The organism is Vibrio sp. FF145 (assembly GCF_041439075.1).
Classification (GTDB): Bacteria; Pseudomonadota; Gammaproteobacteria; order Enterobacterales; family Vibrionaceae; genus Vibrio; species Vibrio tasmaniensis_A.
Window position 1 is genome coordinate 113399 of sequence record NZ_JBGONH010000004.1, and the last position, 13483, is coordinate 126881.

The 13483-nt window shown below is 43.2% G+C and carries 11 protein-coding genes; all 11 read left to right on the forward strand.

Going from position 1 to position 13483, the window contains the following annotated elements:
- The first annotated feature begins 292 nt into the window (after positions 1-292).
- On the forward strand, positions 293-1288 hold the full coding sequence (gene gap / locus ACED42_RS03045; RefSeq protein ID WP_009848658.1) for a type I glyceraldehyde-3-phosphate dehydrogenase: 996 nt from the start codon (positions 293-295) through the stop codon (positions 1286-1288).
- Between the two features lie 242 nt (positions 1289-1530).
- Positions 1531-2415, forward strand: coding sequence for a D-hexose-6-phosphate mutarotase (locus ACED42_RS03050; RefSeq protein WP_371701352.1), 885 nt, complete (start codon positions 1531-1533; stop codon positions 2413-2415).
- Between the two features lie 313 nt (positions 2416-2728).
- On the forward strand, positions 2729-4765 hold the full coding sequence (locus ACED42_RS03055) for a methyl-accepting chemotaxis protein (protein WP_371701354.1): 2037 nt from the start codon (positions 2729-2731) through the stop codon (positions 4763-4765).
- Between the two features lie 192 nt (positions 4766-4957).
- Positions 4958-5773 carry a 23S rRNA (guanine(745)-N(1))-methyltransferase gene (gene rlmA, locus ACED42_RS03060; protein WP_371701356.1) on the forward strand — a complete coding sequence of 272 codons (816 nt, stop codon included), beginning with the start codon at positions 4958-4960 and terminating at the stop codon, positions 5771-5773.
- Between the two features lie 75 nt (positions 5774-5848).
- Entirely contained in the window at positions 5849-6808 is a 960-nt protein-coding gene (locus ACED42_RS03065) for a ChaN family lipoprotein (RefSeq protein ID WP_371701358.1), read from the forward strand.
- A gap of 274 nt (positions 6809-7082) precedes the next feature.
- On the forward strand, positions 7083-7436 hold the full coding sequence (locus tag ACED42_RS03070; protein WP_371701360.1) for a hypothetical protein: 354 nt from the start codon (positions 7083-7085) through the stop codon (positions 7434-7436).
- Between the two features lie 128 nt (positions 7437-7564).
- The gene (locus ACED42_RS03075; RefSeq protein ID WP_065678625.1) at positions 7565-9451 is read left to right on the forward strand and encodes a BCCT family transporter; all 1887 of its coding nucleotides are present in this window, start codon (positions 7565-7567) and stop codon (positions 9449-9451) included.
- A 615-nt stretch (positions 9452-10066) separates the two neighbouring features.
- Positions 10067-11107, forward strand: a complete 1041-nt coding sequence (locus ACED42_RS03080) for a hypothetical protein (protein WP_102249317.1) — start codon at positions 10067-10069, stop codon at positions 11105-11107.
- A gap of 1 nt (position 11108) precedes the next feature.
- Positions 11109-11537: a hypothetical protein gene (locus tag ACED42_RS03085; protein ID WP_102249316.1), complete on the forward strand. Its 429-nt coding sequence runs from the start codon at positions 11109-11111 to the stop codon at positions 11535-11537.
- The gene (locus tag ACED42_RS03090) at positions 11534-12355 is read left to right on the forward strand and encodes a hypothetical protein (RefSeq protein WP_102249315.1); all 822 of its coding nucleotides are present in this window, start codon (positions 11534-11536) and stop codon (positions 12353-12355) included. Before ACED42_RS03085 ends, ACED42_RS03090 begins: the two co-directional genes overlap by 4 nt.
- Positions 12356-12564: 209 nt before the next feature.
- Positions 12565-13389: a tyrosine-type recombinase/integrase gene (locus tag ACED42_RS03095; RefSeq protein WP_371701363.1), complete on the forward strand. Its 825-nt coding sequence runs from the start codon at positions 12565-12567 to the stop codon at positions 13387-13389.
- Positions 13390-13483: the final 94 nt, after the last annotated feature.

The window sequence follows — 13483 nt, forward strand, 5'->3', positions numbered from 1 at the left end:
ATAAAGGCTTGCATATGAGTCGTTTTGTAGCACATACTTTCTCACCAGGAAACATTGTACATATACACTCATAAGTGAATCATCATTTAGAGGTATTTTACCCAACTGGAAGGGTACAGAGCCACTCGCAATGGTCAATTTTCAACCACTTACACCCAATTGTTAAGAAAAGCGTCGCTTTTTTTTGACATTAAACAAGTTAAGTCGGATTATCTATTGCAGATGTATACTGGATTCTGTAATTTTACTACCAGTTATCTTTAATCAGAAATTAAGTTGTGGAGCAACTACAATGACTATCAAAGTAGGTATTAACGGTTTTGGCCGTATCGGCCGTTTCGTATTCCGCGCAGCTCAAGAGCGTGCAGACATCGAAGTAGTAGGTATTAACGATCTAATCGACGTAGAGTACATGGCATACATGCTTAAGTACGACTCAACTCACGGCCGTTTCAACGGTACTGTTGAAGTTGAAGGCGGTAACCTAATCGTTAACGGTAAAACTGTACGTGTTACAGCTGAGCGTAACCCAGAAGACCTTAAGTGGGATGCTATCGAAGTAGACGTAGTTGCTGAAGCAACTGGTCTTTTCCTAACTGACGAGACTGCACGTAAGCACATCACTGCTGGCGCTAAGAAAGTAGTTCTTACTGGTCCTTCTAAAGATGCAACTCCAATGTTCGTAATGGGCGTTAACCAAGCATCTTACGCTGGTCAAGACATCGTTTCTAACGCTTCTTGTACTACTAACTGTCTTGCACCTATCGCTAAAGTACTTAACGATAAGTGGGGCATTGAGTCTGGTCTTATGACTACAGTTCACGCTACTACAGCAACTCAAAAAACTGTAGATGGCCCTTCTGCTAAAGACTGGCGCGGTGGCCGTGGTGCTTCTCAAAACATCATCCCATCTTCAACTGGTGCTGCTAAAGCTGTAGGCGTTGTTCTTCCAGAACTAAACGGCCTTCTAACTGGTATGGCTTTCCGTGTACCAACTGCTAACGTATCTGTAGTTGACCTAACTGTTAACCTAAAAGAAGCTGCATCTTACGAAGAAATTTGTGCTGCAATGAAAGAAGCTTCTGAAGGCGAAATGGCTGGCGTTCTTGGTTACACTGAAGACCAAGTAGTATCACAAGATTTCATCGGTGAAGTTCAAACTTCAGTATTCGATGCTAAAGCTGGTGTTGCTCTAACTGACAAATTCGTTAAAGTTGTATCCTGGTACGACAACGAAATCGGTTACTCAAACAAAGTTCTAGACCTAATCGCTCACATCTCTAAGTAATTTCTTTTTAGAAATAGCTTTAGATAAGCATTAGCGAAGACTGTTTTGAGCAGACTTTGAAAAAGGCGACCTTAGTGTCGCCTTTTTAATACCTGCTATCTTTTAAACCGCGTCTGTCTAAGCTCATCAAGATAGCCCACACGTAAAATTCAATTCTAATACTGACTCTGCTTGTTACTCATGAAAAATCAAGCATCACTCTAGTCAGCATTTGAATTCAATTTCCTTAGAAGGATCATGTAATGGATTTATCTACTCTACCTGCACTGTCGGTACTTTCTGACAACGTCACTATCGTTGAGCACGAAGGTGTAAAACTAGTTCGTGTTATCCACGATAAAGCAAACGCAGCGATTTCGTTGTTTGGTGGTCATGTCGTGTCATTCCAACCGCAAGGTCAAGAAGACCTAATTTGGATGAGCCAACAAGCTAAATTCGATGGCAAAACGGCTCTGCGTGGTGGTATTCCAGTATGTTGGCCTTGGTTTGGTCGCATTGCAGCCCCAGCACATGGTTTTGCACGTTCAAGCGAATGGCAATTGGTTGAGCACCGTGAAAGCGAAGCTGGCGTGATTGTTAGCTTAGGTCTGAAGCCAAGCGAAGAGACGCTAGCAGTATGGCCTCATCAGTTTGATGCACGTTTGAATGTTGAGATCGGCGAGCAGCTAAAAGTAACGCTGGACGTGAAGAACACTGATTCTCAGCCATGGACTTTCTCTGGTGCACTGCACACTTACCTAAACGTTGGCGATATTCACAACACAACCACAACGGGTATGGGTGCTGAGTACATTGATAGCCTACAAGGTGGCAAGATCTGCCAAGGTGGTGCTGAACTGGTACTGACTGACACGATTGACCGCGTTTACACGCAACCAGAAACGCAAATCTTTGTTGCTGACAAAAAGCTGGATCGCACACTAACGGTTGAAAACCACGGTCATAACTCTGCGGTACTTTGGAACCCGTGGGCGGAAGGGGCTGCAAGTATGGGCGACATGCAAGACGACGGTTATCTAACCATGATGTGTGTCGAGTCAACACTGCACGCACCAAGCCTAGAAGCAGGCAAAACGTTACAGCCTAGCGAAAGCCACCAGCTGATTACAGTGATTGCTTCGAAATAAACTTAAAGCTACGCCAGTTAGATACGAAAATGCAGCCCATGAGCTGCATTTTTATTGCCCCTAACCCTCTCTATCTCTATCTCTATTCCCATGACCAGTTTGTAAGTTAACGCAGACAAAGCTTACCTACTCAGATTTAATACATTCCAAATTTCATTTCATATCTCATACGCCATAATTTATAAATATAACTATCAATTCATTAATTCTTATCAATTACTGCCTATGAATAAGTTCTTATGATAGGAGGCTCAATAACAAACTTATCTAAAACCACTTAACAACACCTCAATGAAGACAGGATAATGAATTCATGTTCGAGAAATACAAAAATCAAAGTGTTGGCTTCCAACTTAAGTTGGTCATTTTGCTGTGCTTACTTATCGCCTTTGGCTCTATCGCAACGCTCGTGTATCGCAATGCCTCACAAGTATTATTAGACAACACGTTAAGGGAACACCAATCCAAAGTAGAAGCGATGGCCAAAACCATATCTGGCCAATTCGATGCCTACCTGCATACCGCCAAAGTTTTAGAATCCACCTTTCGTAACGGTTACCTAGCAGGTGTTTATGTTGAGAATTACGACGTTGAGTTCAACGGTCATTCCATTCCTAACCTGACTCAATATGGTGAGAGCCTAATCAACGACACTAAACTCGTTGATAGCTTTACTCGCGACACCGGCGCTGTAGCAACCCTATTTGCCCCATTTGGCGATGACTTTATTCGCGTGTCTACTTCTCTTAAAAAACCGTCAGGGGAACGTGTTGTTGCCACAACGTTAGGCAAGGATCATCCTGGCTATAACAAACTCAAAAATGGCGAAGCTTATTACGCGCAAGTGAAGCTCTTCGGCCAACGCTACATTACCTACTACGCGCCTTTAACGAATGCACAAGGCAAAGTTAACGGTGTCTCTTTCATTGGTCTACCCGTAGAAGAGGCGACACAAAACCTGTTCGAGTCATTGCGTTCTGTCTCATGGGGCTATACTGGCTATACCATCATCGTTGACAATGAAGAAGAGCATCAAGGCCAGTACTTACTGCACCCTACTAATGCTGGAGGTGATAAATCTATTGTGGATGTTGCCGACTACGACGGTAACAAACCTTTCTATCAGCTCTTTGAGCAGCCATCCGGCTTGATTCTCTACCCTTTTGAGTATCAAGGAACAGTGGGCGAAAAATACCTCGTCTATACCGAAGTCCCGGGGTGGAATTGGAAACTACTTGGCGGCACATTTATTAATGAAGTCACTAAAAGCAGCGACGAACTGCTGAAACTTATCGCGATAATCGCGACCTTGATTGCCGCCGCTACCATCGTCGTATTAACGCTCGTATTGAACCGTACGTTGACGCCGTTAACGACTTTAAACGAATACATGATGCGCTTAGGAAAAGGCGAAGTCAGCTTACATATTCCAAACAACGGCAAACAGACTAAGAATGAAATCAGCAACCTAAATACCGGCGTTGCGAATATGGCTGCTCAATTGAATACACTCGTTGGAGAAATTCGTACGACCAGTGATCAAGTACAAAACAGCTCTAGCAGTGTGTCACAGGATGCTAGCCACAATCTGAGCCAATCTGACCGCCAGCAAGCACAGGTTGAGCAAGTCGTTACCGCTATTGAAGAGATGGCTACCTCGGCAGAATCTGTAGCGCAGCAAGTGAATAGCATTGCTGAAAATGTTCGCCTTGCCAATGAAGACAGCCAGAAAGGTTTAGAAGTCGTTGAAGGTGTGTGTATTGATGTTGCCCAGCTAAATGATCAATTAGACAAATCAGCATCGGCCATCGAGCAAGTGAGTTCTGATAGCGAAAGCATTCAAACCGTCACCAAGATGATTGATGACATCGCAGAACAAACCAACTTACTTGCGTTGAACGCTGCAATAGAAGCAGCGCGAGCGGGGGATCAGGGTCGTGGTTTTGCCGTGGTCGCTGACGAAGTAAGAACATTGGCTCATCGTACACAAACGTCAGTACAAGACGTAGTGAGCATCATCGAGAAGTTGAAATCTTCCACTAACAATGCCGTGAACCTGATGACCCAAAGCCAATCGAATGCCAACCAAGTACTTGATAAAGCGCAAGAAGCAGGCACCGCACTAGAGTCGATTGCTTCTCAAGTTGAATCTATTGCTTCTCAAGCTGAAACCATTGCTGCGACATCAGAAGAGCAAGCTCAGGTTTCTCAAGAGATAGCAGCGAACGCGCATGCGATCAGCGACTTGAACCAACAAAGCCGTGAAACCAGCGCTAAGACCTCACACAGTGCTGATGAACTTCAGAAACAAGCGGAATCGTTGAAGAATCAAGTTAACTTCTTTAGCTAAAAGCTGAGTTCTCTGTTTTATCAGCGACTCGCTCATAACTAATAGAGCCAACCATTCGTTGGCTCTATCTCTTCACTGACTGGTTCTATCTACTCTCGGATTGCCGTTAACCAACACAGCTGCGTTTATTCTAGCGCCCCACTATGCTTCCTGTTAAAATTTTGGACTTGAAATTTCTACCTCGAGTTCGCAATGACTTACCAATGCCCTTTGTGTCACCAACCTTTATCTCAAAACGATCGTACGTTTAAGTGTGAAAAGAACCATCAGTTCGACCTAGCGAAAGAAGGCTATGTCAATTTGATGCCTGCGCACCACAAACGCTCAAAAGATCCAGGTGACAACAAAGAGATGATGCAGGCACGTCGTCGTTTCCTTGAAGGTAACCACTATGACCCAATGCGCCATGCGGTGGTGACATTGTGTTCTCGCTATCTACCAGCTGAGGCACCTAGCCTATTGGATATTGGTTGTGGCGAAGGGTATTACACCAACGAAATTGCTGTGAATCTTCAAGAAAAGAATGGTGCGACTTTTGGCCTAGACATTTCTAAGATTGCTATCAAATACGCCGCTAAACGCTACCCTGCTGTCGACTTCTCAGTTGCATCAAGTCATCGCCTACCCTTTGCTGAAAGCAGCTTAGACGGCATTCTACGCATTTATGCGCCTTGCAAGGCTGAAGAGTTACAACGCACCATCAAAGATAATGGTGTGGTGATCACCGTGACACCAGCTAGCCGACACCTGTATCAACTGCGTGATGTAATTTATGATGGCGTTCGTTTGCACGATGAAAATCCAGAAGTGATCGAAGGTTTTACGCTTGAGCACCAAGAGCAACTAAACTATATGATGGAACTATCGGGGTCAGATGCATTCGACCTGCTACAGATGACGCCGTTTGCTTGGAAGGCGAGTGAAGAGTTTAAACAACAACTCACCGAGGCAGAGCAATTCAACTGTGAAGCTGACTTTATGCTACGAGTGTACCGCAAACAAATTTAATTGATATTGATTATCGTTTGCATTGAAATCTTATCTTGCCTCCTTTAGTATGCGTGTTCTTCAAGGAGGCATTTCATGCAACGTATTATTCTTATCGGATTAGCTACTCTTCTCACGGCTTGTGCTAATCAACCTTCAAACAGCACTTCTCAACAAGTGGCTAACACGCCAACGGAAAACGTTTCCACATTCTATGACTACCAGTTTGCTTCTCCACAAGGCAAAACGCTTTCTCTCGATGCATTACCTAAACAGCTGATTGACGCTGATGTGGTTCTTATTGGCGAATGGCACACTCACTCGGCAATCCATCGCTTCCAAACCGATTTCTTAAAAGCACGTCGCAACGCCACATCAAACATCGCGCTTTCAATGGAACAATTCACTCGAGAACATCAAGACACATTAAACCAATATCTCAATGATGAAATTGGCGAACAAATTCTTATGTCTCAAGCGGCTGCTTGGCCAAACTACGAAAGTGATTATCGCGCACTGGTTGAGTTTGCTAAAGCCAATGACGTCGATATCATTGCGGCAAACGCACCAAAACCCTTCGTACAATGCATTGGCCGTAAGGGATTAGCCTATCTAGATCAGCTAACGACGGAACAACGTCAATGGATTGCTTCAGAAGTGGATACTGGCGATAGCCCTTACAAAGAAAAATTCATGGCTTCGATGCATCACGGTACGCCAGAGCAAACAGAAAAGCAGTTTGCCGCTCAAGTAACATGGGATGAAACCATGGCGGAGTCGATTGTCGGTTACCTAACATCAAACCCAGATCAGCAAGTGATTCATGTTGCTGGCAAGTTCCACACAGAAGATGGTTTAGGCACAGCTGCATCGATTCTACGTCGTAATCCCGATCTGAAAATTGCGATTATCAGCCCAGTAAAGGAAATATCTTCAGATAGCAGTGACTACCAGCTAAAAGTGCTTTCTCCACCCGCTCGCTTTATTAAAAAAGAGAACAGAATGAAGGCATACAAACACCTATCTAAGCGCGGCGCTAGCCTAGAGTGCGACTAAACCATCCTTATCCATTCTTATAAGAGAACGAAACGATGGGCTAATTCTAGATAACTAGCCCATCGACAGAGCTTCATTGGCTCCTATCATCCACTCTAACTCTATATAACATTCAAATTCCTTATCGGCACAAGATTTGCTTAATAACTAGACGGTTTGACTAAGCAGACGAAAAAACAATGTGCGAATAAAAAAACATCACCACGGTGATTAAATGCACAAGTTTTTCACACCTCTGCCGATACTATATTTAAGGATAGGTAAGGAGAGCGATATGACACCAGTAGGAACGAGTAATACTCAGCTGTATTCACCTGCGAAAATGAACGCACAGAATAAAAGCACCGAGGCTGAAAAGCCTGCTCCACTCAAGGTGGAACAAAATACCGTTAAGCTTTCCGATGAAGGAAAAGCGCTATTATCTGCTCTTAAACAAATCGATAAAGAATCAAAAAAATTCGAAGCGGAAAATGCAACCGTTACCGATAAAGTTGAATCGTTCGCTCACGGCGCATTAGGTATGGATCACCCAGATAAGATTGAAGAAGAGGACGATGGTTCTTATTCAGCTGGGCAATACTTATCCGCAGCGGCAACCGTTGGTGGCATTCTACTTGCCTTAATCTAACTTTCCCCTCTGTTACTGCACTTTCCTCTCTGCATTAAAGCGATTTGTCGTCACGACAACAGACCCGATTTGGTCTAAAAAACGAGTTCATTCCATAATTCCGCTCTCATTTTAATGGAATAATACTCGTGAAAAACACTTTTGAGCTTATTGATAAGCCTACTTTCTTTGGTGCGATTGCACTCCTACTCACGATAGTTTTCCCGCTCATTTTGTTCCCTGCACAGGGCGCAGACTGGATTGCGGTTGCGAAAACATTCATGACGGATCAACTTGGATTTCTATATCTTGCTCTAGGCCTAGCTGCTTGTGCCTTCATGGTTTACGTTGTGTTCAGTGATATGGGACAAATTAAACTGGGTGAAGCTGATGAAGAACCTGAGTTCAAAACTGCATCATGGGCAGCAATGCTTTTCTGTGGTGGTATCGGCGCAAGTATCTTGTACTGGGGCTGTATTGAGTGGGCTTACTACTACCAATCACCGCCTTTCCAACTAGAACCCGGAAGTGAAGAAGCGGTTCGTTGGGCGGCAACTTATGGTTTGTTTCACTGGGGACCAATCGCTTGGTCTATCTACCTGATCCCAGCGATTCCTATCGCTTACTTCTTTTATGTGCGTAAACAGCCTGTTCTAAAGATCTCTAGTGCGTTAATGCCTGTTCTTGGTGAACACCGCAGTAAAGGCGTACCTGGAAAAATCGTCGATATCCTATTCATTTTCGGTCTACTGGGTGGCGCCGCGACAACACTAGGTTTAGCAGCACCTCTCATCACTGAAGGTCTGAATCACCTATTCGGTCTACCTAAAAACAACCTTACGCAAGCAATGGTGCTTTTAGTTTGTACGGCAATTTTTGCTTACTCTTCTTATGCTGGCTTGGAAAAAGGCATCAAGATCCTGAGTAACATCAATTTCTGGGGTGCAATGGGTTTACTGACTTTCGTTCTGATCGCCGGTCCAACAATCTTCATGCTAGAAACAGGTTTAGACTCTATTGGTCGTCTACTGTCTAACTTCTTCGTGATGGCAACGTGGGCTGAACCATTTGGTGGTTACGGTACCTTTGAGAACACGCACTTCCCACAAGACTGGACCATTTTCTACTGGGCGTGGTGGCTAGTATTTGCACCAAGTATGGGCCTGTTTGTTGCGCGAATCTCTCGCGGAAGAACCATCAAACAAATGGTGTCAGGTTCAATTTTCTTTGGCTCTCTAGGTTGTTTCTTGTTCTTCATGATCCTAGGTAACTATGGCCTATCACTGCAACTTTCTGGTGAACTGGATGTAGTAGCGATTTTGAATGCAGAAGGCGCAACCAAAGCTATCTTCTCGATGCTTGCGCAACTACCAATGAGTACACTAGTTATCGCGGTATTTACGCTGCTGTGTATTATTTTCACTGCAACGACATTTGACTCAATCTCATACATCCTAGCGTCTGTTGTGCAAAATAACGTGACCGAAGAGCCAATGCGTTGGAACCGTATGTTCTGGGCATTCACACTGTCGTTCTTGCCAACGATTCTGATGTTCTTGGGTGGTCTAAGTACGCTACAAACGGCAGCAATAGTTGGTGGCTTACCGCTACTGGTGATCTCTGTGATGCTGATGATTTCAGCGGTTCGTGCAACTAGCCTCGACCTACGCCATCAAGACGCGTACATCGAGCCAACGATCAACATCGAAGAACTACCAGATATGGACCCTTGGTCTGCAGAAGGTATGGCGCTGGCTCAATTTGAGAAAGAAAAAGATGCTGCGCAAGAGGCCGCAGAACTTGAGCGAGTTGCTTACACAGAACTTGCCGCAGTGAAGAAAGAAATTCGCGCTTATGTGTTAGAACAAGGTTCACAAATGGAAACTCACGAGTTACCAGAGAACCTACAACAAGCACTTGAGCAGGCCGAGAGTAATCTTAGTGCCGCACAAGCGAAAAAAATCGAGTTATCTGAGCAAGCTCAGAATGCTCGTATCACGTTCAACCAGGTGGTTGCAGACTTACCGCTTGCTTGACATTAGCCATGACGCAGTCCATTGATTTGGACCCTCCTAAATACGACAAAGGCTCACAGAAATGTGAGCCTTTTTTTATTCGGGTCATTTGCTACTAATAAGCAACTAACGGTTCGGGTGGTTCAGGATGTCTTCTCTCCTCTTTTTTTCTTAAGCTGTTTAGGCTAAGTCGGGGATAGGCGCACCATTAGCCAAAAGTCTGTACCCATTTGTACAAATGGCTGGCTGTAGGATTAGTTTTACGTGGTATGCACAGCATGCAAACATTGGTCGAAACATAGGCAAATCACAATGTTACTAAAACTGCTCAACATAATTGGCATCACAAGTTCGCTCACAAACACTTGAATGACCCGGTCAGTTGGAACGCTTTCACTAGACGCTGCAATCTTTCTAAAAAAGAGCAGATGCAGTGGCGCGATAGGCTTAACCTAGACCACCATTTTGATGGGGAATTTAGGAGGTAAAAATTGTTTGGTCGGGTAGTTCCATAATATGTTCACTACCATCCGAGTTTGCACCTCATAACCTCTCAATACTCATCATGGTGCATTTATTTACATTGCAAACCATTGTAGAATCTGACCAGACATAATTTACTAAAAAGAATACTTAATGGGCATTGTCAACAATCAAAATTCACCGAGCCAAGCTAAAAACCACTTAATGGACAAGCTAATAGGTTCATTAGGCGATACTGATGGCTTAACATACTTTTGCTACTTAGCATCGCAATATGGATTCAGCACCGCTGGCCGATGGAGTAGTCTTCAGAACATAATCGCCTGTGATATCGAATCAACTGATCAAGGTAAAATTCAATGTACCGTTGATAGACTTGAGACAGCTATTGACCGTTTTATATGTCAGTCTGACCATACTTATCAAATAGTAGAACTGAGTAAAAAGGATGCGACTAATATAAGAAAAAAAATCGTACCTCTAGGCGGTACACCAAGAACATCAGAGGCATATAAATTATACCCAGGTAAATTTAAGTTTGTTGATGGGCAATCTTACCCACAGGGGTTCAGTCTATGTAAAGTGACGGACTTAGGGGATGGGTATGCAATGATATACTCATCGGTAAAAGTAAAGCATTCATACAAAGGCTTTGATGATTACTCGCAAACATTCCACAATGTATTCATTCCTCACACCAAAGACCGTGTTGAATATCGAGTATCATCTGCTGCTGGTAAGCGTTTTTTAAATGAAGAGCTAAAAGAACTTCAAAAATCGTTTATAAATGATATCGCCATCCGTCATTCTGGAGTCGATGCAGAACCAGTAAACGTCTTCAAGGCCATTAAAAACCTATTTAACGATGTCAACGCAGGACGCATGAGCTGGGGAAGAATAGCAACATTTACAGAACGACCTTATTTATCTTCAAGTGCATCTTCAGATCCGGGCCATTGTGGAAGATCCGAGTTAGCTATCCACAAGAAAAGTAAAAATGGCAATGATTATCATCCTTGGCAGATTGTTATCCAGTTTAAGTATTCACCGAGTGAAGATGAAGAAATGCAAGTCGAGTTTTTGCCTCATCGTTTTGACTGGAAAGAGGAGCGGTGTTTTAGCTTTAATGTAAAAGAACCTAAGAACAGTATGGAATTAACAAAAACTATCAATGACATAATATTTAGGTCTTAGTATGAGTTACGAAACTGGGCGCGTAGACAAAGAGCTATTGTGTGAGCGAATAAACATTGTTCGAGAATTGTCATCGACACATGAAAACTCCGAGCCTATTGACAGTATCCTTGATTTTATACAATCACACCCAAGTCAGACATATTACACAATCGTTGATTTGATCGATGCATCTAAAACAACAGATCTTGCGAGTTTAATGGATAGCGTAATCTTCCTATCATCGAAACCGATTTGGATATTTTCTCTTCAATTTTGTTACTTCCCTCAAGGTAACGACGAAACAATTGAAATTACTGCCGAGTCATATTTCGAAGCAAAAATGCACGGTCTTGCCCCTGTAGATACAAAAGGTAGAGAGTTAGAAGATTTCGATAACAAAAGGCTTGGTTTCTCTTGCTTCATTCATCCGAGGTTACGACACGGATGAACCTAGGTGATGTTTTTGAAAAATTAGACGATGAAGTACCGAGAGAGAAACAAGCTAAAGCTGCGTTACCATTTGCGAACTATCTTGAATACAAAGATTTTATTTATGTACTTTACGAAAAACTCGATAAGTATATTCAAGCTATAGAAAACGACGCAGACCAGATGCTTGGGAAGGACGAAGACGCACTTACATCAGAGATCATACGACAGCTTAACGCTAGTGAGTTATTTGATGCAGAATCTCAAGTAAAAAGAGGTGGTGGGGCAGTAGATTTAGTTGTAAAAGGTTTCGGACATGAGTGGATAGCTGAAGCAAAAAAACTTACGACTAATGATAAAGTATTTGAAGGTATTTTGCAGTTGGTCACCCGTTATGTAAGACAGGACCAAAAAGCTGGTTTGTTGGTATACATTCAAAGTGGCAACTTTGCTGATAAAGTAAAAAATTGGAAAAATTTCCTATCTGAGCAAGGATCTTGGAAAACATATGTTGAACAACGGGTTGAGGTAGAGTATCGAGATGATATAACCAAGTTGTTTGAATCCCACGATTTCCTAGAACACCAACCCTATACTTCTGATGCTAAAATTGCTTTAGATAGAGGAACTGACCTTAATATACGTCACTTCTTTTGTAATTTAGTCTATAAACCGATGGATAAAAGTGCAACTCAGGCAAAAAAAGTCAGGGAGGGGTTAGCGATGGAATCTCTAAGAGAAATCTACGACCACAGCACATCTGTTACGCCTAAGGCAATAGATGTAACTGAAGTTCAAAACGCTCTTTCACTCCTATTTAGAGAAGTCAAGAAGTAGAATTTGTCTTTCCACGACAAAGAAGAGTTCCCACAAGAGTGTCTGTCAGAAAGCTAGAGCGTGACAACAAAAAACCATGGCTCTGCGAATGTAACCCACAAGGCCGAAAAGGTAGCGTATTCGTAAACGTGTCGCTACCAAAGCCGAAGCACTTGCGTTCGAAAAGTTCACAATGAACGAAGTAGACGACAAACCGTAGCTTATTAGACATGATTGACCTATGGCAAGAACGCCACGGTCAATCTTTAGCGCATTCAAAATACACCTATAACAAATTAAAGGTTCTAGCGTTGGCAATGGGCGACCCGCTTTACGACAAACTCACCTCATCAATGTTCACAGAATATCGAACCCGCCGCCTTGCAGATGAAGTGGCCGATCTTCAAGGAAATAAAGCCAAGGTTACGTTTCGCACTTGCAACAATGAACAAGATTTATTGAACGCGGTAATTGTTGAACTGAAACGAATGGGCGAATGGAAAGGCGAAAACCCATTGCAACAGGTTCGCCAATTCAGATTGCACGAACAAGAAATGGAGTTTCTTACTGTTGAAGAGATGCAGCATCTAATCGAAGCGGCAGAAGCTCATCCGTACCATGACGATTTACACAAAGTAATTAAGCTATGTTTGGCTGCTGGCGGGCGATTTAGAGAGTCTGTAACTTTAACTGGGGCGCAGTTGACTAAATACAAAGTTACATTCACACAGACCAAAAGCAAAAAGAATCGCTCGGTACCCATAAGCCCAGAGCTTTATGATGGGATTTATAAGGAAGGTTCAGGGCCATTGTTTAGTATTGGCTATTCCACGGTGTATCGTTTCATCGTGAAACACATACCACGCTTAAGCCAGCAAGCTGCCCACGTTCTGCGCCACACTTTCGCGTCTTACTACATGATGAACGGCGGCAACATTATCGCCCTGCAAAGAATCCTTGGTCACAGCGACATAAAACAAACTATGCGCTACGCTCACCTAGCCCCCGATCACCTAGAAGATGTGGTCACAAAAAAAACTCTAGCCAACCTTTAAGTGTCGCCATAAATATGGCGACAAAATGGCGCCGGATTTTCGCAATATAGACAAATATTGGCATTTATTGACAAACCCATAAGCCCCACCAAGC

Excerpts from the sequence above, each read along its gene's own strand:
- ACED42_RS03055 (WP_371701354.1), top strand. The coding sequence starts at position 2,729 with ATGTTCGAGAAATACAAAAATCAAAGTGTTGGCTTCCAACTTAAGTTG.
- gap (WP_009848658.1), top strand. The coding sequence starts at position 293 with ATGACTATCAAAGTAGGTATTAACGGTTTTGGCCGTATCGGCCGTTTC.
- ACED42_RS03090 (WP_102249315.1), top strand. The coding sequence starts at position 11,534 with ATGAACCTAGGTGATGTTTTTGAAAAATTAGACGATGAAGTACCGAGA.
- ACED42_RS03070 (WP_371701360.1), top strand. The coding sequence starts at position 7,083 with ATGACACCAGTAGGAACGAGTAATACTCAGCTGTATTCACCTGCGAAA.
- ACED42_RS03050 (WP_371701352.1), top strand. The coding sequence starts at position 1,531 with ATGGATTTATCTACTCTACCTGCACTGTCGGTACTTTCTGACAACGTC.
- ACED42_RS03095 (WP_371701363.1), top strand. The coding sequence starts at position 12,565 with ATGATTGACCTATGGCAAGAACGCCACGGTCAATCTTTAGCGCATTCA.
- ACED42_RS03085 (WP_102249316.1), top strand. The coding sequence starts at position 11,109 with ATGAGTTACGAAACTGGGCGCGTAGACAAAGAGCTATTGTGTGAGCGA.
- rlmA (WP_371701356.1), top strand. The coding sequence starts at position 4,958 with ATGACTTACCAATGCCCTTTGTGTCACCAACCTTTATCTCAAAACGAT.
- ACED42_RS03080 (WP_102249317.1), top strand. The coding sequence starts at position 10,067 with ATGGGCATTGTCAACAATCAAAATTCACCGAGCCAAGCTAAAAACCAC.
- ACED42_RS03065 (WP_371701358.1), top strand. The coding sequence starts at position 5,849 with ATGCAACGTATTATTCTTATCGGATTAGCTACTCTTCTCACGGCTTGT.